Origin of the sequence: Blastopirellula sediminis (genome assembly GCF_020966755.1) — a bacterium.
Taxonomy (GTDB): domain Bacteria; phylum Planctomycetota; class Planctomycetia; order Pirellulales; family Pirellulaceae; genus Blastopirellula; species Blastopirellula sediminis.
The window spans coordinates 1,753,735-1,779,725 of the sequence record NZ_JAJKFT010000010.1; the positions used below are offsets into that span (position 1 = coordinate 1,753,735).

Annotated in this window: 20 protein-coding genes and 1 other RNA gene; 12 read left to right on the forward strand and 9 right to left on the reverse strand. The window is 59.1% G+C overall.

Annotation, left to right across the window (positions count from 1 at the left end; genetic code table 11):
- Positions 1 to 43 precede the first annotated feature (43 nt).
- Both LOC68_RS18830 and LOC68_RS18835 read left to right on the forward strand, forming a co-directional pair.
- Positions 44 to 1,780 (forward strand): HlyD family secretion protein, encoded by a 1,737-nt coding sequence (locus LOC68_RS18830; protein ID WP_230221608.1) that lies wholly within the window; start codon positions 44 to 46, stop codon positions 1,778 to 1,780.
- The gene (locus LOC68_RS18835) at positions 1,777 to 5,100 is read left to right on the forward strand and encodes an efflux RND transporter permease subunit (RefSeq protein WP_230221610.1); all 3,324 of its coding nucleotides are present in this window, start codon (positions 1,777 to 1,779) and stop codon (positions 5,098 to 5,100) included. The genes LOC68_RS18830 and LOC68_RS18835 overlap by 4 nt, the downstream gene beginning before the upstream one ends.
- A 323-nt stretch (positions 5,101 to 5,423) precedes the next feature.
- Here the strand turns inward: LOC68_RS18835 and LOC68_RS18840 are convergent, their stop codons facing one another.
- Positions 5,424 to 6,545 carry a prenyltransferase/squalene oxidase repeat-containing protein gene (locus LOC68_RS18840; protein WP_230221612.1) on the reverse strand — a complete coding sequence of 374 codons (1,122 nt, stop codon included), beginning with the start codon at positions 6,543 to 6,545 and terminating at the stop codon, positions 5,424 to 5,426.
- Positions 6,546 to 6,836: 291 nt separating this feature from the next.
- Here LOC68_RS18840 and LOC68_RS18845 point away from each other — a divergent pair, with 291 nt between their 5' ends.
- The 4 genes from LOC68_RS18845 (at position 6,837) to LOC68_RS18860 (ending at position 12,294) form a co-directional block, all read left to right on the forward strand.
- Entirely contained in the window at positions 6,837 to 7,451 is a 615-nt protein-coding gene (locus LOC68_RS18845) for a hypothetical protein (RefSeq protein WP_230221614.1), read from the forward strand.
- A 226-nt stretch (positions 7,452 to 7,677) separates the two neighbouring features.
- Entirely contained in the window at positions 7,678 to 8,811 is a 1,134-nt protein-coding gene (locus tag LOC68_RS18850; protein WP_230221616.1) for a formylglycine-generating enzyme family protein, read from the forward strand.
- A gap of 342 nt (positions 8,812 to 9,153) precedes the next feature.
- A complete protein-coding gene (locus LOC68_RS18855) occupies positions 9,154 to 10,557 on the forward strand; it encodes a carbohydrate porin (RefSeq protein ID WP_230221618.1) in 1,404 nt (467 codons plus the stop codon).
- Between the two features lie 204 nt (positions 10,558 to 10,761).
- Positions 10,762 to 12,294, forward strand: a complete 1,533-nt coding sequence (locus LOC68_RS18860; RefSeq protein WP_230221619.1) for a sulfatase family protein — start codon at positions 10,762 to 10,764, stop codon at positions 12,292 to 12,294.
- Here LOC68_RS18860 and LOC68_RS18865 read toward each other — a convergent pair.
- Complete coding sequence (locus tag LOC68_RS18865) at positions 12,291 to 13,163, reverse strand: transporter (protein WP_230221621.1); 873 nt, start codon at positions 13,161 to 13,163, stop codon at positions 12,291 to 12,293. The genes LOC68_RS18860 and LOC68_RS18865 overlap by 4 nt on opposite strands.
- A 12-nt stretch (positions 13,164 to 13,175) precedes the next feature.
- Entirely contained in the window at positions 13,176 to 14,144 is a 969-nt protein-coding gene (locus LOC68_RS18870; RefSeq protein WP_230221623.1) for a hypothetical protein, read from the reverse strand.
- Between the two features lie 402 nt (positions 14,145 to 14,546).
- Here LOC68_RS18870 and LOC68_RS18875 point away from each other — a divergent pair, with 402 nt between their 5' ends.
- The 4 genes from LOC68_RS18875 (at position 14,547) to LOC68_RS18890 (ending at position 18,057) form a co-directional block, all read left to right on the forward strand.
- Positions 14,547 to 16,178: an arylsulfatase gene (locus tag LOC68_RS18875; protein ID WP_390623384.1), complete on the forward strand. Its 1,632-nt coding sequence runs from the start codon at positions 14,547 to 14,549 to the stop codon at positions 16,176 to 16,178.
- A 282-nt stretch (positions 16,179 to 16,460) separates the two neighbouring features.
- Positions 16,461 to 16,892 (forward strand): hypothetical protein, encoded by a 432-nt coding sequence (locus tag LOC68_RS18880; RefSeq protein WP_230221625.1) that lies wholly within the window; start codon positions 16,461 to 16,463, stop codon positions 16,890 to 16,892.
- Positions 16,893 to 16,956: 64 nt separating this feature from the next.
- The gene (locus tag LOC68_RS18885; RefSeq protein ID WP_230221627.1) at positions 16,957 to 17,538 is read left to right on the forward strand and encodes a hypothetical protein; all 582 of its coding nucleotides are present in this window, start codon (positions 16,957 to 16,959) and stop codon (positions 17,536 to 17,538) included.
- Between the two features lie 72 nt (positions 17,539 to 17,610).
- The gene (locus tag LOC68_RS18890; RefSeq protein ID WP_230221628.1) at positions 17,611 to 18,057 is read left to right on the forward strand and encodes an ankyrin repeat domain-containing protein; all 447 of its coding nucleotides are present in this window, start codon (positions 17,611 to 17,613) and stop codon (positions 18,055 to 18,057) included.
- Between the two features lie 37 nt (positions 18,058 to 18,094).
- Here LOC68_RS18890 and LOC68_RS18895 read toward each other — a convergent pair whose 3' ends face one another.
- From LOC68_RS18895 to LOC68_RS18915, 5 genes are all read right to left on the reverse strand, one after another.
- Entirely contained in the window at positions 18,095 to 18,397 is a 303-nt protein-coding gene (locus LOC68_RS18895; RefSeq protein WP_230221630.1) for a hypothetical protein, read from the reverse strand.
- Between the two features lie 82 nt (positions 18,398 to 18,479).
- Entirely contained in the window at positions 18,480 to 19,430 is a 951-nt protein-coding gene (locus tag LOC68_RS18900) for a methyltransferase family protein (RefSeq protein ID WP_230221632.1), read from the reverse strand.
- Positions 19,431 to 20,239: 809 nt separating this feature from the next.
- Positions 20,240 to 20,566, reverse strand: coding sequence for a hypothetical protein (locus tag LOC68_RS18905; RefSeq protein ID WP_230221634.1), 327 nt, complete (start codon positions 20,564 to 20,566; stop codon positions 20,240 to 20,242).
- An 86-nt stretch (positions 20,567 to 20,652) separates the two neighbouring features.
- Positions 20,653 to 21,204 (reverse strand): hypothetical protein, encoded by a 552-nt coding sequence (locus LOC68_RS18910; RefSeq protein WP_230221636.1) that lies wholly within the window; start codon positions 21,202 to 21,204, stop codon positions 20,653 to 20,655.
- A gap of 72 nt (positions 21,205 to 21,276) precedes the next feature.
- Positions 21,277 to 22,254 carry an MBL fold metallo-hydrolase gene (locus LOC68_RS18915; RefSeq protein ID WP_230221638.1) on the reverse strand — a complete coding sequence of 326 codons (978 nt, stop codon included), beginning with the start codon at positions 22,252 to 22,254 and terminating at the stop codon, positions 21,277 to 21,279.
- A gap of 206 nt (positions 22,255 to 22,460) precedes the next feature.
- Between LOC68_RS18915 and ssrA the strand changes: the two genes are divergently transcribed.
- Both ssrA and LOC68_RS18925 read left to right on the forward strand, forming a co-directional pair.
- Positions 22,461 to 22,822, forward strand: a transfer-messenger RNA (tmRNA) gene (gene ssrA, locus LOC68_RS18920).
- A gap of 174 nt (positions 22,823 to 22,996) precedes the next feature.
- Positions 22,997 to 24,940: a hypothetical protein gene (locus tag LOC68_RS18925; protein WP_230221640.1), complete on the forward strand. Its 1,944-nt coding sequence runs from the start codon at positions 22,997 to 22,999 to the stop codon at positions 24,938 to 24,940.
- A 156-nt stretch (positions 24,941 to 25,096) separates the two neighbouring features.
- Here LOC68_RS18925 and LOC68_RS18930 read toward each other — a convergent pair whose 3' ends face one another.
- The gene (locus LOC68_RS18930; RefSeq protein ID WP_230221642.1) at positions 25,097 to 25,984 is read right to left on the reverse strand and encodes an HNH endonuclease; all 888 of its coding nucleotides are present in this window, start codon (positions 25,982 to 25,984) and stop codon (positions 25,097 to 25,099) included.
- Positions 25,985 to 25,991 lie beyond the last annotated feature (7 nt).

Here is a 25,991-nt window from a genome sequence, read left to right on the forward strand (position 1 = left end):
GGTTTACTTTTCGGCAAGTTTGGATGCAAACTAAGGCGTCGTTATGGCCTTTACCCGCATTTTATCGCATTTACCGGCTTTCGTCGCTGTTGCTGGCCTCTTGGTCGGCGGAGTTTTCGGCTGTTCGCAGCAGCCGGAAGCGGTCGAAGTCCGCAAGCCGCCGCGGCCGGTCTCGACCATGACCCTGACTACAACGCGTCCTGGGGTCGCTTCGGAGGTAACCGGATCGGTCGTTTCTTGGAAAACGGAGCAAATTGGCTTCGAGGTCCCTGGCCGAGTCAGCCAGGTAATCGAGCCGAACGAACAGATCGAAGGGCGGATCGTCGCCCAGAATGGGGAGACCCATTTGTTGTCGGAGGGAACCCCTCTGGCGCGACTGGACGACGAGCGACTGCGGATTGCGGTCGAATCGGCTAAGGCCGCCGTTGAGGTGAGCCGTCGTCAGATTGACGCGGTGCAGGTCGACATCGAGCAGCGGATTCCGGCCAGCATCGCCGCCGTCGAAGCGGAAAAGAAACTGGCCGAGATCGAACTAGCCCGCACGCAGAAGCTGTTCGACAAGTCGGCCAGCACGCAGGCGAATCTCGATCAGGCGACTACCAATATGGCGACCGCCGAAGCGAATCTGGCCCGCTCGAAAGCGGAACTCGCCGCGCGTCATGCCGAACTCCGTTCGCTCGAAGCGCAAACGCTGCAAGCCGAACAACAATTGGCCGACGCCGAGCGAAATCTGAAAGACGCCGTCCTCTACAGCTCATTCCGGGGACAAGTCGCCAAGACTCACGTCTTGCCTGGCAGCTACGTCGCGGCCGGCGATCCGGTCGTCACGGTGCAACTGATGGATCCGGTCTCGGTCGAGTTTGAACTTTCCGCCGCGGCGTCGCGCAAGTTCCAGCATGGGGACTCGCTTCGCGTTTACACCATCAATCCGGCGCAGCAGCGAAAAGATCTCTGCGGCTTCGTCTATCTGACCGACGCTGTCGCCGATCCGCAGACCCGCACCTTCACCGTAAAACTGCTGGCGCGGAACGAAGAAGTGCAGATGGCGCCGCCAACGGAACTGCAAGGACACCCGGTCGCGCGAACGGTTGATCTCTGGCCAATGAACATCGGCCCGATCTTAAGCGGCGACAAGCGGCTCTTCGTCGAAGAGGAGTCGATCCATCATGACGCGCAAGGCGCCTTCGTCTGGAAGGCGACCAATCGGCACATGGGAGAAATCTCCGACAACAAGAATCGAGTGCTGACCGTCGAGAAGATCCGCGTCGCCGCCCAACCGGTCAGCGTTCCGTTTCTGGGGAATTGGCACTTTGTGCCGGTCACGATTCAAAGCGATCAAAACTTTGACCCCGAACGCGACCTGATCGCCGGTAAGTTGATTGTCGAAGGGCAAAAGCCGGACGATTGGAACGGCGACAAGCTCCTTTACGATCGCGGCGGTTGGCTGCTGCGGCCGGGCGATCTGGTTCGGGTCGAACTGTCGGACGAATCGAACGAAGCGGGGCTTTACGTCCCGATGAAGGCGATCCGCCATGCCGGCGATCAGGCGGCGGTCTTCGTCGTCGATCGCAGCAATCCGGATCGTCTGATCGCGCGCAAGGTTCTGGTGACGATCGCTACGGCCGATGAGACGTTGCGTTCGGACGCCGCGCTGCAGCGGATCGAACCGGAAGAGCCGGGCGCGTTGGCGTCTGGCGCCGAGTTGGTCGTCGAAGGGACCCATTATCTGGTCGACGGGGATGAGATCGTCGTCATCAAAAAGCCAGGAGCCGCCGAGTGAACTATCTACCTGAATTCGCCATCAAGCGGCCGACGGTGGTCGTGTCGATCGTGCTGATGACGGTCATCTGGGGGATCGTCAGCTTCATGACGATGCCCCGCCGCGAAGATCCGGAGTTCACGATCAAGGTTTGCGTCGTCGCCACGCAGTGGAGCGGCGCGTCGGCGCAGAAGGTCGAAGAGCTGATTACTGATCCGCTGGAAGAAGCGATCGACGGCCTCGAAGAGGTGAAGCTGATTCGCTCGACTTCGAGCAACGGGCTGTCGACGATCTTCGTCGAGCTGGAAGATTCGCTCCCCAGCAGCAAGGTCGACGACATCTGGGACAAGGTCCGCGCCCGCGTTCGCAACGTCCAGATGCCGGAACCGAACATCGAGCCGTTCGTCAACGACGAGTTCACCGACACCAACATCATTTTGTTCGCGGTCCATCAAAAGCCGCTCGACGGCGCGACCGAAATCGATCCGGCCTACGCCTACACGCCGCGCGACTTGGATATCTATTCCGAGCAGATCCGCGACGAGTTGCGTTTGCTGCCCGGCGTCGCCAAGGTCGATCGCTTTGGCGTTTTGGACGAAGCGATTTATATCGAAACCGATGCGGGCACCTGGTCGAAGTTGGGACTTACTTCGACGCAGCTCATGCAGCTGGTGGCTGCCCGCAATATCGTCGCCCCCGGCGGAACGATTGACGCCGATGACGGCCGTTTCTACGTGAAGCCGGGGGGCGAATTTGACGCGGTGCAAGAGCTTGACTCGATCATCGCCGCTCTTTCGCCGACCGACAGCGCCGCCAACCATGTCTATCTCGATAGCCTGGGGATGAGCGTGCGGCGCGACTATATCGATCCTCCTCCGCGGATCTGCCGTTACGGCGATACCGAGCTGGAGCAGACGGCGGTGGTCGTGGCGGTGACGATGAAGTCAGGCTCGAACATCATCGACATCTGCGACTCGGCCAAAGCGAAGGTCGATCAGATGCAGAATGTCGCCGGCCTGTTGCCGCCCGATCTCGGCGTGACGATTATCTCGGACCAGTCGGACAGCGTCAAAGGACGTATCCGCGACGTGATCGTCAATATTATCGAAGCGATCCTGATCGTGATCGTCGTGGTCTACCTGGTGGTCGGTTTCCGGACCGCCGCGGTGATGGCGGCCAACATTCCGTTCGTCGTGCTGTCGTCGATCGGCGTGATCACGCTGTTTAACGTGCAGCTGGAGCAGATGTCGCTGGCGTCGATGATCATCGCGCTCGGCCTGTTGGTCGACAATGCGGTGCAGATCTGCGATCAGGCCCGCACCAATCAAATGGCCGGGATGTCGCCGGTCGAGGCGGCGGTCTCCGGCGCCCAGATGCTTGGCGCGTCGATGCTGAACGGAACGTTGACGACGATCGCGGCCTTCGTGCCGATGCTGATCGCGCTGGACGGCGCCAACCGCGAGTTCATCTACGGCTTACCGATCACGTTGTCGGTGATGCTGGGGATCAGCTGGATCTTGGCGATGACCTTCTGCGTGATCCTGGCCGCCGCGTTCATCCGGGCGCCGAAAGATCTGAATAACCCGACCGCGCCGATTCCGTGGCTGATGGCCTGGTGTGCGAAGCGGTTCCGCAAGGGAGGGAAGCCCCACTCCGAAGGGCATGGCTTCATTTACGAGACTTACGCTTGGCTCGGCCGATTCGCGCTGCGGTACAAGTTCGCCACGATCGGGCTGTCGGTTTTGGTGCTGATCTTGGCGATGCGTCTGCCGGTCGGGAGCGAGTTCTTCCCGCTGACCGAACGCGATCAGTTTGTCGTCGAAGTCTGGCTGCCGGAGATCGCGACGATCGAACAGACCGACGCCGTCGCCAAGCAGGTCGAAGGGATGATCCGCAAACTTTCGCCGTATGTGGATGACGAAGGGAACGAGCGACAGCGCCTGGCTGCAATGCGAACGCTGGTCGGCGGCGGCGGTTCGCGCTGGTATCTCTCGTGGGAGCCGGAGCCGCGGAAACCGAACTACGCCGAGATCCTGGTCCACACCACCGACGGCAAACGAACGCATGAGTTCGCCGAAAAGTTGCGAGCGGTCGCGCGAGAGGGAGATGAATCGCTGGGACTTCAGCCGATCGCCGGCGCTCGGGTGGTGCCGATCGAAATGTTCCTCGGTCCGCCGGCCGATCCGGTGGTGATGCGCGTCGTCGGCGATGGGTTCGCCGATATGAATCGTTTGCATGCGGCCGCCGATCGCGTGAAAGCGATGGTCGAAGCGCAGCCGGAGACGTGGGACGTGAACGACTCGTGGGGCGTCGAAGGGTACCAGTTGCGGGTCAACGTCGATCCCGACAAGGCGAGCTTGTCGCAGGTCGGCAATTCGCAGATCGCCGAAACGCTGAACGCCTACTACTCGGGACGCTTGCTCACTACCTTCCGCGAAGGGGATCACCAGGTGCCGGTCTATTTCCGGCTGCAACCGGAAGGGCGGCGTTCGATCGCCGATATAGAGTCGGCCTACGTCGAAGGGGATATCGGCAAGGTTCCGCTCTCAGCGGTGGCGAGCGTCGCCGCGACCTGGGAGCCGGCGATCATCGATCGTCGCGACATGAACCGAACGATCGAAGTCCGCTCGCGGGTCGAACCGGGCGCCTCCGGAAACGACATCACGATGCGAGTGATGAACTCGCCGGAGATGCAAGAGTTGCAGGCCCATTTGCCGCCGGGCTTTCGGGTGGAGATCGGCGGCGCCATGGAAGAGTCGCTGAAGGCCCAAGGGAAGATGCTCAAATCGTTCGGGCTGTCGTTCGTGGTGATCATCCTGCTGCTGATCGTTCAGTTCAACAGTCTCTCGAAGATGTTGGTGATCGTTGCGACCTTGCCGCTGGCGATGATCGGCTCGATCTTCGGGTTGTGGGTGACGTCGAATCCGCTCGGCTTTATGCCGCAGCTCGGGGTGTTGTCGCTGTTCGGCATCGTGCTGAACGCCGGCATCATCTACATGGAGTTCGCTGACATCGTTCTGCGGGAACGCGCAGAAAAAGGAAACGGCGACGGGCCGATCCTCGGTTTAACGAAGCCGGAGTTCCGGGCGGCGCTGGTCGAAGCGGGGCGTCAACGTTTGATGCCGATCTTCTTGACCACGGCGACGACGGTCGGCGGTTTGTTCCCGCTGGCGCTGGCCGGCGGACCGCTCTGGGAAGGGATGGCCTGGCTGATGATTTACGGCTTGATGGTGGCGACGCTGCTGACGCTGTTCGTAATACCCGCACTTTACGCCGTAGTAATCGAAACCTTCGGAGTCAGACCATTTTCTATCAAAGGAACTCCAAGTCCCTCCGAATAGCTCAACAGAATGAAGAAGGCGGAAGTTCGCCTCGGCGAACCATGCGAGAGAAGGCCCAAGTCACTGCCTCGACGAGGGCCTTCTTCTTTTTCGAATGGGCCGATAGTAGCCCGAAGCGCAAGCGAGGGAAATGCGAACGCAAGCAAACGCCAAGTAGAGAAGCGTTTGGAAGCGACGGTCTCGTATCGACTTTGCCGAACGCATTTCCCTCGCTTGCGCTTCGGGCTACTAATGGGAGGGAGAGACGGAACGCACTGCGCACAAAAAAGCACGGCGAGCGGAACTCGTCGTGCTCTTCTGCAACGTCAGCTTGGGGCAGCGCGTTATTTGGCCTGGCAATCGGCCAGGGCCAGCAGGGCGAACGAAGTCGCCAGGTTGGCGTCTCCTTCCATCCACTGGGTGTTGCTATTGGCCCACGAGCCGTCGGCCTGCTGGCGTTTGGCCAGTTCGGCGATCAGCTCTTTTCGCCAGTCATGAGCGACGCCGGCGGCGTCGGTGATGGTCGGTTCGCCAAACGCGTCGAGCGCCTTGGCGAAGGTTTGGTAGTAGTAGAAGACGCCGGCTTGTCCCATGCCGGGATTGGCCGAGACGTCGAAGTTCTTCTTCACGTATTCCAGCACCGCTTGGACCCGCGGATCGTTCTTGTCGACGCCGGCGTAGACCATGCTCTTCAGCCCGGCGTAACCCATCGACCCGTAGCTGCGCAGTCCGCCGTCCGGCGTGCCGCGATCCCCTTGATCGCCGCTGACGGCCGGGGTGTAGTAGAAGCCGCCGTCGTTCACCTTGCCGGCGAACTTGGTGGTGTTGTACTTGCTTTCAAGGTTCTGGCAGCGGCTGACGAAGATCAGCGCCTTTTGAATCGCTTCGTCATCTTCCTTGGCGCCGCTCGAAACGAGCGCGTCGACCAGGAACGCGGTGTTCGACAGGTCAGGGCGAGTCTTGCCGCTGTAGCCGGAGCCGCCGTAGTTCATGTCTTCTTCGCCGATGCCGTCGGTGTCGGTGATCTGCACTCCGCGGACGAACTTCTCGGCGTTCTTCACGATCTCGTCGTACTTGCCATCTTTGTTCGCCTTGTTGAAGCACATCAGGGCGATGCAGGTTTCGTAGTTCTTCAGCCGACCGTTCGCGGCGTAAACGCCTCCGTCGTCGCGAACCGCTTTTTCGAGATAAGCGAGACTCTTGGCGACGGCTGGATCGCTGACGCCGCGGCCATGTTCCAGCAGCGCGAGCGTCGCCAGAGCGGTTGGGCCGATCCCGATTTGCGAACTATAGGAACCATCGGCCGCTTGTTTGCTGGCGAGGTATTTCACCCCGTTGGCGACGACGGCGTCGTAGTCGGCGTCCGCGGCCGTTACTGCGCTCGGTGGACCAAACGTCAGCGTGACGATTAGCAGCGGTAAGGCCGCGGCCAGAAACTTGCGACCAGCCAGGGGGTTTAGCGACATGAGGTTCTCCATTGTGTAGCGCCGGGGATGCAAGCCAACCAGTCTGTAACTGCAATTGCCGCGCCAGGCCGGATATTCGTTACAAAGGGGGCGAAGCTCGAGTTAGCCTCTATATATTCATACCGCGCTCGTGGCTGTCGGTATTGGTTGTCGAAAGAAACGACAGTCCTGTCGGGGAGTTCGACAGCGGCGGAATTTGATTTTTCGTTTCGCCGGCAGGGCGTAACCTATGTTAGAGGACCCCCTAGGGGAAACTGCGCATTCATGTCGTCGCCCACCGAAAGTAGAACCATGTCTCGCTTTGCATTGCTCGCCGTCTTCGTCGCCGTTGGTTTGGGCGTCGCTCCGCTGTCGGCCGCCCAGCCTGATCCCGAGGTCGAATTGGTCGATGTCGATGAGCTCTATCAGTTTGGACAGTTGGCCGCGACGCTGGCCACCTATAAGCCGAATCCGTATCTCTACCATGACGAAGCGATCAAGCTGCAACAGATCGCCAACTCGTTGGTGGGACGCGAAGTGGAGTTCACCGCTGGGGTGCGCAACTTCAAATGTGACGAAGTGCTGATCAACGTTTCCTGGACCGGGCGAACGCAGATTGCGATGGAGCACAAATACGCTCCGATGTTCGGCAACAACGAAACGCTCGTTTACGAACCGATGCCGCGGCGCAACTTGTTTGTGCAGCCGGTCGGGTTGCGGATTGGGGACGAGATTCCGCTTTCGCTGGTCCGCAAATTGAACGTCGGCGATGGGTTGGTCTTCCGCGGGACGATCGTTGCGGCGCCGACCTGGCTGACCTGCGACATGTTCGCTCCGCAGGTCGGCGTCGTGGTCGCCGACTGGCGAGTCGTGGCGGCGAACCACAACGTGATCGAGATTGATCTCGAAACCAGCAATCCCAACTAGCCTTTTCCGGCGGAAGCCGACTTGGGGGACTGCTCCCCAAACCGCGCAATTATTTGCCGAGAGGGCGCGAAATAGCCGCTATCGAGGCGCAATTTTGCAAATCTTGCGGCAAGGCGTCGGTCGTTCGTCGAACCGTCGTAGTGTAAAATGAAGGGCTTGGGCGACCCTTGTGGGGCCCGTCTACGTACCAAGGCGAATTGTTCACTCTCAACCGGAACTGAGATTCATGCGTATTGCGTCTGCCTGTTTAATCGCGCTGCTGATGGCCGTTTCGACCGCAGCGGCTGCCGAAACGCTCGGCATCTCGAAGACCAAGCCGGCCGAAGGACCGTATGTCGAAATCGACGGCGGCTTCATGGTCCCCTACGAAATCACCATCCCCGGCACTGAAGTCCAGTTGTCGATGGTCCCGGTCCCCGGCGGCAAGCGGGTGATGGGAGAAGGCGCCTCGGCCTATACCGTGAAGGTCGAACCGTTCTGGATGCAGAAGACCGAAACGAACTGGGCGCAGTACAAAGAGTTCATGCGACTCTATGACTTGTTCAAGCAGCTCGAAGGGAACGGCGTTCGCCTGGTCACTGACGATAACAAGATCGACGCGATCACCATTCCGACCCCGCTGTATGAACCGACCTTCACCTACGAAAACGGCGAAGATCCGGAGCAAGCGGCCGTCACCATGACGCAGTACTCGGCGATGCAGTACAGCAAGTGGATCAGCGGCGTCAGCGGCAAGCAGTATCGTCTGCCGAGCGAAGCCGAATGGGAACATGCGGCCTCGGGCGGCGTGGCTGGTCCCTATTCGTTTGGCGACGCCGACAAGATCGGCGACTACGCGTGGTACGCCGAAAACTCGGATGGCGCTCAGCACAAAGTGGGCGAACAGAAGCCGAACCAGTATGGCCTGTACGATATGAACGGCAACGTTTGGGAATGGGTGCTCGACGCCTATTCCGAAGAAGCGCCCGCAGCGCTGGCCGGCAAGACGGTTACTGTCGCCGAAGCGATCCAGTGGCCGACCAAGCCGTTCCCGCTTTGCTCGAAGGGTGGTTCGTGGGATGACGACGCTGAAAATTGCGAAGTCACTTCCAAGCTCGGCTCGCATGACGATGATTGGAAAGGCTCGGATCCGAACATCCCGCTCAGCCCGTGGTGGTTCACCGAGTATCCTTCGACCTGCGTCGGCTTCCGCTTGATTCGTCCGCTGACCGAACTGCCGAAGGCCGAAATGATCAAGTACTGGGACTCGCTCCCGGAAAACCTGCAGTTCGACGTCGCCGACCGTCTGAACGGCGGCCGCGGCGTCCTCGGCTTGGTCGACGAAAAGCTGCCGGAAGCGATCAAGCAGCTGGACGAGTAATCGTCCGCCGCGACACGATGAAGAAACGAAAAACGCCGAGGGGTTTTCCCTCGGCGTTTTTTTATGCGCCTCGCGAAAGGGAAGTGCTAGCACTCTCGCCGCTCGATCCTACAACGCGCATAGCTCGAATATTGCGCGCCTGGCCACTGCTATTTTGGTCGGCCTGGCGATGCGGCGGTATCGACTTCCCTCGGCAGCGGTCGATACGACGAAGGACGTTCTGCGCCAGGATGGCGAACCGGAGCGTCTTACATGGACGACCTGCGCAAAAGTGCGAACGCGGCCTCGATGGCGGAATCGAAGTCGCCAGGTACGGATACCTATTTCTGTAGAACCAGAGTCATGAAGTCGATCGCGTCACTCTGTTTGTGCTTGACGGCGGCGTTCTGCGCGGCGCCGACGAATTACGCCCAGGCCGCTGCGCCCAACGCGATGGCCATTGATGGTTCTTGGCCAGCGGCGGACGTCACGTACGCTTCAACGCAGCAAGATTCGCTGGTGACGCCGGTTGGCTATTACGCGGCTGCCGGTTGCAGTTGCGGTCACGGCGGCCAGTGCGATTGCCTTTGTTGCCGCGAGTCGCTCACCAATGGGCTGTGGGGCTACGGTTATTGCCTGGAAGATTGCGGGATCGGCATCAAGAGCTCGCTGACGCAGTTCTACCAAGGCCCGTCGAGCGGCGGTCGTCAGCAATCGTTCAGCTACGGCGCGAAGTTCGATCTCTACGCTGATTTCAACACCGAGAAGATGGGGCTGTGGGAAGGGGGCGATATCCTGGTTCACGCCTCGGAATGGCAGTTCGGCGAGAACGCCAACGCCGACGCCGTCTTCGCTTCGCCGGTCAATGCGAACCTGCTCTACCCGACCAACGGACCTTCGTACGCGCTGTCGCATTTGCTGCTGACGCAACAACTTGGCGACGGACATCTGGCGATGGTCGGCCGCTATAGCATGCTCGACTTGTGGGAAGGATTTTATCCGGACTACGGTCACGGCTTGGACGGCTTTATGAACGTTTCGATGATCATTCCGTTGAATATTATCGTGCCGACCGTCGCGCCGATCTCGAACATGGCCGGCCTCGTCAAAGCGGGCGAACGTGGTCTGGAGCGGGGCGTCATCGTTACCGAAACGACCAACCACGCGACCGACGCCGGGCTCGACTTCAACAACGGCGTGACGATCCTCGGTTTCGATCGTCTCTATACCGACTTCGGCGGCCTGGCCGGTTCGCACACCGTTGCGGCGACCTACGCCACCGGAACGTTCCGTGACTTCAACCCGAACGGCTGGATCACCGGTCCGGCCGGACTGGTGCAGATTCCGATTCTGGGAGAGCAGAAAGGTTCGTGGTCGGCCGGCTACATCGCCGAACAACGCCTCTGGCAAGATCCCTGCAACGCCCAGCGCTACAGCAAGATGATGCTCACGCTCGGCGTCGCCGATCATGACACCAGCCCTTATGGCTTCGGCGCCAACGTTTCTTCCGAAGCGTTCGGGCTGTTTGCGTGTCGCCCCAGCGATCGGATGGGGATCGGGTACTTCTACTACGATTTGACCAACGGTTTCCAAACGGCGATTCAAGCTCTCGGACCGGCGCAAAACGTTCAGGGGGGAGAGATCTACTACAACGCGGCGATCACCAAATGGTTCCATCTGACCGCCGACGCTCAAGCGATTCAGCCGATCTACAAAGCGAATGACACGGCGATCGTCCTCGGCCTGCGTGGTCGAATCGATTTCTAATTTCTTTTTTTCTGATGACAATCGAAGCGTGCAGCGGGATCAAGGCCATCGGCCTTGATCCCGTCCTTCGTTTCCGCTCGACGAAGTTGACGTCTTGCGGTTCTCGGCCGATACTGGAACGACGCGCGGTATCTCCAGTGGCGTTCTCGCCGCTCGCGTGATCTCCCCCTATTGCAGCTCTTCGGCCCAACGAGAAAGCTTGTCATGTCCGCAGCCGTCGCTTTGCGTAAATCCATCGCCTCGCTTGTCTCATTGCTGTTGTTGACGACGCTGATTGCTGCGGCCAACGCCGCGGATCGCGCGAAGAGGCCGAACGTCATCGTCATCCTGGCCGACGATCTGGGGCTGGGAGACGTCACGGCCTGCAATCCCGAGAGCAAGATCAAGACGCCGCGGCTGGATGGACTTGCCGCCGAAGGGATCACGTTCCTCGATGCGCATACGCCCAGCTCGGTTTGCACGCCGACTCGCTATGGATTGTTGACCGGGCGTTACAACTGGCGCTCGCGGTTGGCCAACGGCGTGCTCAGCGGAACGAGCCAGCATTTGATTCCGTCCGATCGTCCGACGCTCGGGCACTTGATGAAAGGCGCCGGCTATCACACCGCGATGATCGGCAAGTGGCATCTCGGTTGGGATTGGACGAAAGAAGGGGGGAAGATCGACTTCAGCCAGCCGGTCGCCAACGGTCCCGATATCAACGGCTTCGATCAATACTACGGTCACTGCGGTTCGCTCGACATGCCGCCGTACGTCTGGGTTGATACCGGTCGTCCGACTGCAATTCCAACTCGCGAAGAAGGAGTGACACCCCAGCAAGATCCGTATGGTTGGTATCGCAAAGGTCCGATTGGCCCTGACTTTGAAATCGAACAGGTCCTGCCGCACTTGTTCGACAAGGCGATCACCTACGTGAAAGAGCGGACCGCGCCGGCGAATGCCGACCAGCCCTTCTTCCTCTACTTGCCCCTGCCGGCGCCGCACACGCCGATCGTGCCGCTTCCGCCGTTCAAAGACGCCAGTGGGCTGAACCCCTACGCCGACTTCGTGATGCAGGTCGATCATCATGTCGGCCAATTGCTTGATACGCTGAAGGAAGCGGGAGTCGACGACGACACGATCGTCTTCTTCACCAGCGACAACGGCTGCTCTCCGCAGGCCAACTTTCCGGTGCTCTTGGAAAAAGGACACGACCCGAGCGCCGGCTTCCGTGGGCACAAGGCCGACATCTACGAAGGGGGACATCGCGTTCCGCTCGTGGTGCGCTGGCCCGGCAAGATCGACGGCGGACAAACGACGAAGGCGCTCGCCTGTCTGACCGACATCTACCCGACGCTCGCAGCGATCACCCAGCAGCCGCGCAAAGCGGCCGGCGGCGAAGATGGCTATAGCCTACTGCCGGTCTTCGCGGGTAAAGAAACCTCTGGCCGCGATACGCTGATCAGCCATTCCATCTCCGGCCACTTCGCGATTCGCCAAGGGGATTGGAAGTTGTGCCTGGCCCATGGCAGCGGCGGCTGGAGCGATCCGAAAGAAAACGTCGCGATCAAACAAGGCCTGCCTGCGATGCAGCTTTTCAACCTGGCCAGCGATCCGGCCGAACAGGAGAACCTGGTCGACGCGAATCCGGAGAAGGTGAAAGTATTGCTCGCGTTGCTCCAAACGCAGGTCGAACAAGGGCGCTGCACGCCGGGCGAAAAGCTGCCGAACGATCGCAAGATCAACGTCATGCACTAAAAGCGATATGCAAATCGCAAGTCGTTCACGAAGTCTGGCGCCGATTCGCTCACGCCGAACGCCGTTCGCCAACTCAGCACCCAGCGTTCGTTGAGCAGGTATGAGAATCCGCCGCCGAGCATGTGTTGATCGGTGTCGTACGCCGAGCCATGGTTCGACAGCATGTCCCACGAGACGAACGTCCCAATCCGATCGGTCAGGATGTAGTCGTAGCTCAGGCTTTGTTGCAACTGCGTGTAGTGATCGCCGCCGGCGTTGAACAGCGCAAAGCCGGTGCTGCCGCTGACCGTGCTGCGCGGGCCGACCTGCCATGAGTAGAGGACTTCGGTCACCGGCTGAAAGCTGTTGATCGCGAACGGGTTTCCCTGCATCGTCAGCGGCGCCGCGACGTGAATCGCCATCTGCGGCCTGTAGCCGTCCTGTCCCCACATGTCGTAGACGACGCCGAAGCTCGGATCGAGCACATGGCTCTCGCCGTCAGTGAAGACGATCCCCGGCCAGCCGAGCCGGATTTCCAGGCGATCGGTCCAGCCGTAGCGCAGCAGCATGTCGGGCAGCGCATGCTGCGATCCTCCTCTCCCTTTGAGATAGGAGTAGCCTCCTTCCAGCTGCGTGCGTCCCGCCGTCATCCGTGCGAGCCGCTGCGACCAACTCAGGTCAACCGGCGGCGGCTGCGAAGCGTTGAACCAGGCCTCCTCATTCAAGAAGGTCTCGTCAACAACTTCCGGCGCAACTTGCGGCGGAGTCAGGGTCAGAGGGGAAGGAGATTCGAAATATTCTTGGGCGACGCACTCAGAGGAGCGCGCGGCGACCAGACAGGCCGCCGCGATCGCTACCGCAATCAGCGTCCGCGCATGGCGAACTAGCAACAGCAGATTCCCTTAGCGAATGCGTCCGTTACCCGGATTCGATCGAGAAGCGGTCGCCGCCGAGTTGGCGTGCGCCGGCAACGTCCGCGTCGTCGTGTCGCGAGGAACGCTACCGGCGAAGGAAGGCCGATGCGTGTTCTGGCTCCCGCGCAGCGACGGAGAAACGTCAGGCGTCTGCGCGTTGGCGCTCGAGACGGTCTGGCCATGGTTCGAGACTTCGGTCGAGTGACCGGTACCGATCGTGAAGCCGCGACGCGGCGCCGGCGAGTCGGTCGAAGTCGAACGAGCTTGCATGTTCGCGGCATGCGAGGTCGACGTCGTCGTGCTGGCGCTGTCGCCGCCGCTCTTGCGGAACGGATTGAGCCGCTGGTACCACGCGACCTTTTCTTCTTTCTTCACAGCGGTCGGCGCGATGCTCGTCGCTTGAACCACCGGCGCACCGCTCGGCTGCGTCGTTTCGACGCCGTCCGGAGTCCAGCTGCGCGAGGTCTCGCGCGTCTGTCCGTTGGGGAGCGTCATCGTGCGTTCCATCGTCCCGGTCGTTCCGTCCCACGTACGGACCGTCGACTGCTGAACGACGCGGCCGTCCGGCAGCGTGACCAGATGATCGCGGGTCGTGTTGTACGGGTCGGTCGTCGTCCGCGTCATTTCATGCTGACGCAAGATCGTGCCGTCCGGTGCGGTCCAGGTTTGGTTCCGCGTGATCGACGAACCATCCTCGGTTTGCAGGCGCTGGTAGGTCTGCGTCATTTCGCCGCGCGGATTGACGACCATATGCTCGCGGACGTAGCGACCATCTTCCGGGGCGTTCAGATAGCTTTGCGTATTGGTAACCGTACCAGCTGCGTTTTGGGTTTGGCGCTGGTACGTCCATTGCGGTTGCGGCGGCAATGGCATCTCGACGGGCGTCACTTCTTGAGCCCAAAGGTTACCGGTGGCGGCCAGCATCACAATGGATGCCGAAATGGCGATCCGTGGCATCGATTCGCTTCCTTGCTTGGGGAGATTGGTCGAACGGATAAGTCGCCGCTGGCATGACGAGTCGATCCATCCGGGTTGGTCGTTCTTCGATTATCGACCGCTTGCCGCCGTCATCCGCAGAACGTCGCGGGATCCTACGAAAAATAGGGAAGGAAAGTCCACACGAACTTGAAAAATCGGCAGCACGGCGCCAGCATCGCTCACCCGGCAGGAGGAGAGCAGGGGCGCTACAGGACTTTTTCGCCATTCCCCAATCCAGGGAAGCGTGCGTCAGCCCCCAAAAGTTGACGCGGCATCACGGACCGTTGATACTAGAGCGACATATCGAGTCCCCACCTCGCGGCGTTTCCGCCCCCAGAAAATCACCCATTCCGCCCCTCGGGCCCAACGAGAAGGCTCCTCATGCACGCTTTCCTGACGCTTCGCAAATCACTCACTGTCGTCGCTTGCTTACTGATGATCGGTTCGGTAGCCATCGCCGCGGATGGCGCCAAACAGCCGAACGTCATCTTTATCCTCGCCGACGACATGGGTTATTCCGATCTCGGCTGCTACGGCGGCGATATCGAGACGCCGAATCTCGACAAGCTGGCCGCCGGCGGTTTGAAGTTCACCAACTTCTACAACACCGCCCGCTGCTGGCCGACTCGCGGAGCGCTTCTCAGCGGTTACTACGCCCAGCAAATTCATCGCGACGCGCTCCCTGGTCTTGGCGGGGGAGGGCAGGCCTCGCGCCAGAACTGGGCTCGGTTGCTCCCCGATTATTTGAAGCCGCACGGCTATCGCAGCTATCACAGCGGCAAATGGCACATCGACGGCAAGGTGCTGGACGCTGGGTTCGATCGTTCGCTCGACATGCGAAACCAAGGGAACTTCTTCACGGCGAAGGGGAATTTTGAAGATGATAAGCCGGTCACTCCCGCTGCGGACGAATCGGGCTACTACTCGACGATCGCGGTCGTCGATCATGCGATCGATTGCTTGAAAGAACATTCGGACAAGTACGCCGATCAACCGTTCTTCCACTACGTCGCCTTCATCGCGCCTCACTTCCCGCTCCATGCGTTGCCGGAAGATATCGCCAAGTATCGCGACAACTATCTGAAGGGCTGGGACAAGGTGCGGGAAGAACGTTTCGCGCGACAGCGCGAACTTGGTTTGCTCCACACTTCGCTTTCAGCGCTGGAGCCGGAAGTCGGCCCTCCTTACGATTTCCCCGAAGCGATCAAAAAGCTCGGCCCCGGCGAGATCAATCGCCCCCTTCCTTGGACCGAACTGACCGACGAACAACGTCGTTTCCAAGCGACCAAGATGGCGATCCACGCCGCGATGGTTGATCGGATGGATCACGAAATCGGCCGTTTGGTCGAACAGCTGAAGGCGATGGGGGAATACGAAAACACGCTGATCTTCTTCGCCTCGGACAACGGCGCAAGCGCCGAAATCATGGTTCGCCACGGCGGCCACGATCCGAGCGCCCCGATGGGAAGCGCCGCTTCTTACTTGTGCTTGGGCCCTGGCTTCTCGAGCGCCGCCAACACGCCGTTCCGCCGCCATAAGACCTGGGTGCACGAAGGTGGGATCAGCACGCCGCTGATCGTCCATTGGCCGGCCGGGATCAAGGCGAAGGGAGAGCTGCGCAACACGCCGGGCCATGTCGTCGACATCGCGCCGACGATTCTCGACGCGGTGGGAGTCGAAAAGCCGACCGAGTGGGACGGAGAAGCGATCCCGGCCGCTCCGGGCAAGAGTCTCGTTCCGGCGTTCGGCGAAGACGTCGCCATCGATCGCGACTTCCTCTGGTGGCTCCACGAAGGAAATCGCGCCATCCGCGCCGGCGACTGGAAACTGGTCGCCGCCAAAGATGACCCGTGGGAACTGTACGACCTGAGCGTCGACCGCGCCGAGTCGAACAACCTGGCCAAGCAGAACCCGGAAAAGGTCAAAGAACTGGAAGCCCTCTGGAACCAACAACTAGAGGCGTCCATCGAACTGGCCAAAAAGACGGTGAAGAAGCCGGCCAAGAAAAAATAGGTAGCCCAACTTCTTCACTAGCCCGCAGCGCAAGCAAGGGAATGCGTCCGCAAGAATAGAACACGGACGCCACGGCAAGGAAATCGTAGGTTGGGTGAAGCGCAGCGCAACCCAACAATGCGGTCGCCAAACCCAAGGCGGGTTGCGCAGGCGAGTCACGTCCCCCAAGCCAAACGTCTTTCTTCGCGCTCGCTCCACCCACCCTACATCTTGCGCCTCAAAACTAGCCCGAGGCGCGAGCCGAGGGAATGCGGCCGCAAGCAACATCTAACGGAGTCTCTCGTGGCGAAGCGCAACACCAAAAAGAAGCCAACCGTCACGCACGAAGAAATCGTCACCCACTCGATTCGCCTTGTCGATCGCGAAGGAAACGATCGCATCATGCTCCACGCCAGCGCCGAGGAGCCAGGCCTGGCCGGAATTCAAATCGTCGGCAGCTCTGGATTTCCTCGCCTGGAACTCCAAGTCGCCAATGATGGTGAAGTGGGCATCCGGATCACGAACCAAGAGAATCAAAACGTTATTCAGATCGGCGTCAACCAAACTGGCAACGGTTTCTCAATCAGCACCAAGGATGGCTCGCCGGTCATCATGATGGGCGTCAATTCCGAACAATTCGGCCCGTTCGGTCCCACGCAAGGAAACATGGTGATTCGCGACGCCGCTACGAACGAACAGACGATTATTCCCAATCCGAACAAGAAGCAATTGTAGTCGCAACCTCTTCACTAGCCCGCAACGCAAGCAAGGGAGTGAGGTTGGAATTGAGGACCGCGAATTGAACGAACATCCCCGCAAGCCGTTAAAGTCCGGCGACGTCTATTCCGCAGAGATTCTCCGCGACGAGTACGGCATGAACGCGGCGAATCGACCTTACTTTACGATCGATCCCGCCGAGGTGCCGGAGCATCTCCGCGATTTGATTCCCTATGCCGAGCGATGGGCGATCTCTTGCGACGTGACGCGCGGCGACTATCGGGACCAGCAGCCCGAAGAGGACATCGCCGCCTTTTACTACGACGTGCTCCCCTACATCGAGCAAATCAACGAGTGGCTTGATAGCAATCCGAGGGCAGGGGACTTTACCATCCCGCTGCCCGATGCGGAGTATCATTTCCTCATCCTTTTGAAGGCGCACGCGGAAGCGTATCAGCCGACGGAAGAGGATATCCGCCGCCGAGAGGAGCAATGGGCGATCTGGCGGCGCCAGCGAGAACGCGAAAAGGCGCTCGCCGCCGTCGACGACGCGTTCCGCGCCAAGGACTACCAGCAGGTCGTCCGCTTGCTGACCCCGTATGAAGAAGACCTCGACAAAGTTCTCACCGCCAAATTGAACCTGGCGCGGAAAAGGGCGCAATAGCCGAGGTGCCAACGCTAGCCCGCAGCGCAAGTCGAGGGAATGGACTCGCAAGCAACAGAATAGGAACGCGTGATGGAAGAGACGCCTGAATCGCTGGAAGACTCGCTTGTCCATGAAGTCTGGCGGCAAGATCTCGCTGCCGTTCAGCGATTGCTAGACGCTGGCGCCAATCCCAATATCCCAGGGCGCAACTGTTCGTCGGCAATCATGTGCGCCGGCGAGAATGACGAAACCGGCGAAATTGTCCGCGCCCTGGTGGCCGCAGGCGCCGACGTGAATCTTCAGGACGATAGCGGTTGGACGCCGTTGCATCAGGCCGTTGATATGGCGATCGACGGAGCGAATCAGATGGATCGCACAGAAATTGACTGGACGACTGTGGGCGTTTTCCTTGAACTGGGGGCCAACCCCAATCTCGCCGACAAGTATGGCAGGACCGTCGCCGATATCGCGTCGGCTTACGGCGACAATGCCAAGCAGTCGTTTGACGATTTTTTGCGGACCAGGGGCGCAGGCTGAATCTACAACGCGCCCGCTTGCCGCCCTTCGCATTCTTTTACTCCTCGCGCCGCCGGAACTCTTCCATCGCGTCGTCCATATCAATGCTGAGCATCCCCTTGAACGGAATGTCGTATTCGGGCTCGGCCCGCTGATAACCGCGGAGGTCCATCGAAAAGAACTGGTATTCATCGAGCCACGCGGCGTCGCAGTTGCGGTGCTCATGCATAAACTGCAACATCACCGCCGCCAGTCGATCCGACTTTACATTGTGGCGCAGCACGCTCGTCTCGACCGTGTCGCCGCCGTTGCCGACCAACAGCGCTTTGCGGTGGTCGCGACAAACGAAATAGAGGTTCATCGGCTCGATTTCGGTGGAAGTTTGGAATCAGGGTTGGGTACGGTATCAGAGAGGCCAAGTCCGAATTTGGTTCGGCTGGCGACTACTGTCCCGTTCCGATCGTCCGCACGTCGGACCCCAACAGCCTGAGCGAGAGCCGCGGCGCCCAGATGCCAACCTTTTTTCGATATTGCACAAAATTGGCGCCAAAACGCTGTTGCAGATCGGCTTCTTCGGCCGGGCGAACGGCGACATGCCAGATGACTGCCCCAAGCAGCGCGTAGCCGATTACCGGCAAACTTTCCAGAAAAACGCCGACCGCGATCGCTTGCCCGATGCCGGCGATCGCCATCGGATTTCGCACGTAACGATACGGCCCAACGACCACCAACTTCGGCGCGGCGGCCGTTGGGAGCGGCGTTCCGTTGCCGATTTTCGCCATCACGTAGGCGCTGCTGGCGCCCAGCGACGCCGCCGCCGCGAACAGGAGTGCGGCGATCACGCTTTGCCCGTCAATGCGAAACGGAGCGATACCGAGATACCGCTGAAGCTCGACGATCGCCAGCGGCAGAATCCCCAGGAAGACGCTCCAGAAAATGGCCATCTGGGCGCTCGTCCAGATGCATGCGGTTTGGGGAGCCAGCGGCGTCGCGCGAAACAGGGCCGGCGATTGCTCCTGCGTGCCGTAGATCGTCGCCATCGCCAGCGTCATTCCGGCCAGACAAACCATCAGGCCTGCCGCGATCCAGGCCTCGCCGCTCAAAAGGCTCACCCCGACGCAGGTCAGCGTCGGATACCAGGCCGCCGCGGCGAGCGCCCAGACCGCCAGCCGAGCATGGCGATCGTCCCGCATTACAAAGAGCGCCGCGATCAGCGAACCGCCGACTAGCAACAGCAGGTCGCCGAGCCAAAACCCGAGCAACGCTTCCCGCGGCCAATTGGCCGGCTGAAACCAAGCGGCCGACGCTGGAACCAGCCACAACAGCAGCCACCACGCGGCGGTCGCCGCAGCTTGCAGCAATAGGTAGCTGGCGACGACAGTTCGCGGATGCATGGTCGACCTCAAAGCGTGCGGTGGAATCACTTCAAAATCCCAACCGCAGGCGGCCAGCATCGTTCACCGAAAAACGTAGACCAGGCCGTGCCCAATATCGTTCGGCACGACAATTGTGCGGCGCCGTCAACAACCATCTGCGTTCATCTGCGTAGATCTGCGGTTCACAAAACTACCGCCGGAGTCGTTGGAACCGCAGATGTCCGCAGATTGACGCAGAGAAGCGTCAACGGGCGACGAAACGGGACCAGACCCAATGACGCTCGGCGCCCAAAAGAGCAGAGAAGCAACGTTAATCAGTGGCGCAAATCTCGTGCAAAACATGATTGGGCCGTGCCTGCCGAATGCGTGCGCGAGAAGAACGGGCACGGCCTCCGCTACATTTGTCGATTGACAAAGCGCACGGATTTAGGGTCGACTCCGAGTCGCAGGGGAGGATCAACGACGCTTTTGCCCAACGCGTCACCCCAAGTATTTGTTCTTTGAAAATTGAGTCGTATTCCGACCGTGAAGGGGCCCGTCGCTTCGGCGCTAAACCGACGGTGGAAAAAAAAGGTTCGCGGTCCGGTCCCATTTTTGGAATTGGCGTATTATTAGACGAGGATTTGACTTAGGTCGTATGAGCGGTCCCTGCGGGCCAGAAATGGGACCCGCGCCGTGGGGGCCCAAAAAGAAGGCAGTCCGGTCCAGCGGGCTTCGTTGAATGGTTGACGACCCGGATGGTGCGGCATTTTATCGCCACACATGCGGCTCGGCCTGCGGCAGAATGAATGGAGCACTTGGGGAAAATAATCGACAGCGGTCCGGCGCTACTTGTCGGCCTTCTCGTCTGGGTCATGCAACTGTTGCTGCACACGAACGAAATTGTAGTCCGCTCCCTTGGTCCACTTGGAATCAAAATCGTAAAACAGGATTGCTACATACGATGGATCGCCAGTCGGATGGTTCAGCCAAACGACCGACAGTTCCATCATAAGATCACGGAATTGCGACAGATCAATTCCTGATCTCTGGGCGAGGTCCAACACTCGCTGCCAGTGTCCGGCATCGGTCCGGAGCAGTTGGATCAGAAAAGGTTCGTAGCGACGTTCGGAAACCAAATCGCAGCAGAGGTTTTCGAGTTCGAAGTCCGGCATTTCCAATTCACGGCGCCGCCTTATGCGGAATATTCATGGTGCAAATTTGGTGATGGCACAGGCGCGATACGACGTCAACGAAAAACCTACTGAATCGGCTTCACCGCCGTGGCCCAGCGGGTCATCAGTTCCAAGCCTTCTTCTTTGCTGGCGACGATCATCAAGACCGTCGTGTAGCTGGTGAAGAAGATCCGCTCGCGGACGAACTTGGTGACCCCTTGGTCATTTTTGTATTCCATGTCGAGAAAGAGCGGTTTCGAGAAATCGTAGGTGGCCAGATCGGGAATGTTCTTTTTAACCACTTGGAACTTGAGCTGCGTCATCGTTTGTTCCGCCTGGGCGATGTACTTCTCGACGTCGGCGATTTTTTCGGCGTCGGTTTTGGGAGCTTCCAGCGTGATCGTGATCAAGATTTCGCCACCGACGCCGGGGCGAGAAACTTCGACCTGGAAGCCGGTGAACTGGTCGCCGTTGATAATCGGCGACTTGGTCGTGGTAAATCCCAGGGGCGGTTCCGGCATCGTCAGATAGTTGCGCTGCACGATTTGACGATTGGCCTCGGTATCGGGCGGCTGAGCGGCGGCGAGCGCGGTGAGGCAGAAGAGAGTGCACAGCGACAAGAGAGCGACGTTACGCATGGCGGTTACTCAGCGGAAGGATGTTGGATCAAGTTGTGCGTCAGTTGAAATCAGGTTGTCGGTCGCCGCGATCTAACCAAGCCAGTAGGCGTTGTGCCCGCGGCTACGGAGATCGTCGACAAATCGCTTGGGCCCGTGCGTGCAGTAGATCCGCTGCGGGGCCACTTGCTCGATCGTTTCGAGCAGTTCGTTGTAGTCGGCGTGATCGGAAAGGGGGATCACATGTTCGCAGCGGTAACGAGCGGCGAGCGCCGGGTTCCAACCCCAGCCGGTCATCGCAAAATGTTCGGCATGCACGACCCCGTGCACGTCGCAGCCCCGCTGCGAACGAGGAGCGGTGACGATTGCGTGGCGCGTTTTGGGGCGACCGTCGTACAGTTCGTACTGTCCCAGATCGCAGCCGCACTCGGTGTAGATTTGGCTGATCGCGTAAACGTCTTGCTGTTGTTGGACGCGGATCCCGTGGTCGGTCAGGATCTTGGTCACCTCTTGCGCTTTCCCCAGGACGTAGGCGTGGATGATCGGCGTCGCGCCGCGGCGAAAGGCCTGGTCGACCAGGTCGAGAAACTTGGCGATCGTTTCCGAGCGCGGGGGCAAGCGGTAAAAGGGATCGCCGAAGGTGCACTCCATCACCAGGACGTCGGCGGTGGGAAGTTGGGCCTCGCCGGCGGTGTACGATTCGCCCAGACGATAGTCGCCGGTGTAGAGGACCGACCCTTCGTCGGTTTCGGCCAGCAGCATGGCCGAGCCAAGGACATGCCCGGCCGCGAGCGGAGTGAGCCGCGATCCGCGGAACTCGAGCGTTTCGCCCAGCGGCATCACACGGTAGGTCGTTTCGCCGATCCGGTGGCGAACCAGGGCGGCCGTTTCCGGCGTGCAGAGGACCGTTTCGTGCCGGGCCGCGTGGTCCATGTGGGCGTGCGAAATGAAGCCAAACTGCTGGCGGCGCCGGACGTCGAGGCCCAAATGCCCCGGCAACAGAAAGAGCCCCCGGTCGAAATAAAAGCTTTCGCGAGGTTTGGCGTCGATTTCAAACAGCGTTTTTTGCATGCGAAAAGCGAACTGTCGCGCAGCTCGGCCGCTATCTTTGGAGTCGAAACCAAGCTATGATAACACTTTACGCCGCCGGGGAGAGAACTTTTTCTCATTTGGCGACGTAGAATGAGTAGATTCGGGCGGGGGACAATATCAAGTTCGCCGCAGCGAATGACGAAAAAAGGAAGCTGCCGGCAGCAATGACGGTACTCTTACCTTCAGGGGGCGAATTGGAATCGACCGGATAGCCTGAAGTGTAAGTGGCGTGTCGAGGTTAGTCAGTGGGCCTCGTTAAAAGCTGACTACAACAATAATTGCCGAGAATAATCTCGCTCTCGCTGCCTAGTATATAGGTAGTGCCGACTGAGGGTTTTTGTCGGAGAGACCCAAAAGTCGGTTGCCAATTCCGACTCGTCTTCAGTCACGCAAAGCACGCTGAAGACTAAATAAAGTTCTTTGATAGTGAGGGGCGTATCCCGTCGATTGGAGCCTCCCCTCGCGAAACTCAAATAGTCGACTACACACGTAGAAGCTTGCATGGAAATGTCGCGGGACGCGGGTTCAAATCCCGCCGCCTCCACTTGATAGCCACTTGTTTTTCTGAGCAAAGTGGCTATTTTTATTGGAAATCAAGTGTTTTTCGGCCTGTGCTGGGACGGATGGGCCACTGGAAACCTCCTGGATTTCCGATAAATGTTCTTATAGCGGCCCGATTTGGACACTGATGTTCCGATAAGAGCCCGGAACGAGTGTGCAAATGGCAACGCGGTCCCGGCAGAAATGGAAGCCAGATTCGCGAGGATACTACACCCGGCAACTCGGGTGGGAACTCAGCAAATCTGGCAAGCTCCAACAGCACAAGTTCATCCTAGGGACGGATCGCAAGGAAGCCGATAGGCGGGAGAGAAAACTCCGGGAACTGTGGGACAGTTTCTGCAAATCGTGCGACGACGAGCGTCCCCTCTGGCCCGAGGATCTTCTGATCATCGGGAAACGGATTGCGAAAGGGACGCCGGAGATCCCTATCCCGCGCGGTCCGAGCGAGAAGCAGCATCAGTATGCGGCTCGAATCCAGCGGATGCAGGCGAAGTACCCTGTCATTCTTTTCCTTCCCGAAGATCAACACGCATACGAAGTTGGCCAGGCCGCCCTGGAGCTTTTCGAGGCGATCCCCCATGAGCCAGCGCCCATCCAGACCCCAGATGTTGAGGTGATCGAGGCGCTCGAAGAAGCCAAGAAGCGACTTGCCGATGCCGGCATCAACTTCTCACCGGAGTTGGCGATCCTGTCTGCGACGATTGAAGCGAAACATGAGCCGCTCGAAGGGGTGCTCAAACCCAGCGATCCTGGCGCACGACGCGTAGAGAAGCCTCAATCGAATGGGAGCGTCCAAAAAGCTAACCCGCGGGCAGTATCAAACGGGCAAACGCACTTGCCAAAATCGCGGACTCCATCCGCAACCCTGCACCAAGCGTTCAATGCGTACCAAAAGCACCTGGAGAAGGACTACTTTGACCCCGAGCTTGATCATGTTTCCCCGTGGGGGAAAACGCAGATGAGGCAGGTGAAGAACCTGAAGAAGCACCATGATAACGTGTTGCTTGCCCGGCTCGATGCGGACGCAGTCAACGAACTTGTCGGATACTGGCGACGACGACCGTACAAGATTGGGACAAGGGAGCCGATGACGGCAAAGTCGGCGTCGAACTTCTTGGGAACGCTCATACGCTTCTTTAAGTGGCTCGATGAATCCAGCCAGTTTGACTGGCAAAAGCCATTTGCTTTTAACGACATCAAAACCAGAGTTCGTCGTCTCGCCAGCGACCACGCCAAGAGGAGCCTTGAACAAGTTGATACGTTCTCGCTGGATGAGCTTCGGCTTCTGATGCGTTATGGGCAGCCATTTGAGCGGCTTCTGCTTCTATTGGGGTTGAACTGTGGTTTTGGCCGAGCAGAAATCGCGTCACTTCTCATTGGCGAGGTGTATTTTTACCAGGCACATTCTAAACGAGAGCAGGAAGTACTCGATTATAAAAGCACACCCGATGATTCGTTTATCAAACGGATTCGTCGCAAAAGTGGCGTGTATGGCGAACACATCCTGTTTCCACTGACGGTGGAAGGTGTTCAATGGGCACTCGAACATCGAAAAGGGTTTCCCAACTTCGCGCCGGACGCCCGGCTAGTCGTCACAAAAAATGGGACGGCGCTCGATCGGCCGACGGAGGGCAACAACGCAAATCAAGCGATCCCCAATCACTTCGATCGGCTCATCGCGAGAATCAAGAACGACGGAAATCAAATCCGCAAACTTTCATTTGGGAAGCTACGCAAGACGGCCACGGATTTGATCAAACGATTCTCGGACGGAGAGATTGCCGGAGTCTTTGACTGCCACGGTTCGCCCGTGAAAACTGATTCACTTTCCGACCAATACTCCAACCGTCCATTCGGCCGGGTGTTCAAGGCAATCCGTGATGTTCAGCAATACTTGGCCCCTGTCTTCGACGAGGCAGGACCAACGCCGTTTGCACCACAAGCCCAGGCATACACCAAACGGTCGACGATTGATCGCATCATCGAAATGTACGAGGCAGGGTACCCCACAGGGCAAATCGCAGCCGGGGTTGGCCTCTCTGGTTCAGCCGTCAGCCGACACGTTCAGACACACAACATGCAGAAGCAGGGTTCGAGCGAATAGCTTAGTTCATCTGCCGAATCGCAAGGTTCAGCATACTCCCAGAACAGACCCACTCTAGGTATGGTACCATCAACCAGACGGCGATCTTTCGATCGCAATTGGATCCCAACGAAGTCCTGTTGTTTGATCGCCGGTTCCGATGCATTCTCCCACCAGTCACTCATTTACTTGCGCCAGTATCTCCTGAATGGATGCATGATCGTTGGCCATGTAGTTGTAGATGCCGTAATTTCGATAAGCGTATTCTTCGGAGCCAATCTTTCGCTCGTAGTAATCTCGTTTCTCGATCAGCGTTTCCTGAACCACGGTTCGATCGACTGCAATGCCTCGTATCCGCAATCTTCGCAGTTCCGATTCGACTTCGTCTTGTTCCTGCCTGAGGGCTGCGCGTAGACGATCCGACCAGGTCGTGTGGACGTTGGTCAGCTGCACAAAGTTATCGACGTGGGGAGCAAATAAGGCATTGGTAGGTTCTACGGTTAGTTCAAGTCGATTACCGTTTCGGGCTACTCGAACGACCAATTGTCGTTGTGCCGTACGCCAACGGGGATGAAACCAATCTGTCACATCAACTTCGCCGCCAATAGTTGGTGTGTATGGAGGTTTCGCAAGCTTGGCCCGGGGACCATTGCAGGTATCGCAAATCGGAATGAGATTGTCTGGGAAGCATGTGAGAGCGGGGAAACCTTCTTGCGGAAAAAAATGATCAATAACGCGGTTACGTGGATCGAGTTTTCCATCGCAAAGAGGACAAACTCCTGAGTCGGCGAGTCCCGTCTCAAGGATTGAGATGTAACTGACTTCACCCGCGCGGAGCACGAACCCTTTTTTTAGTCCTCGGTCATAGAAGGTTCGCATCAGCGTGGCAAACGCCTCGCGAGCCAATTCATCATGAGTCGCATTCTTCTTGGGTGCTGCCCATGTCAACACCTTAACGCGTGTCCTATTTCCCTGCTTATAGAGTCGTCGGACGCGGGTTTGCTGAACTGTGGATCGCCAAAGAGATCGTTTCACTGAACTTGATGCCGCAGCGACGGCGCTCATTGCCGTG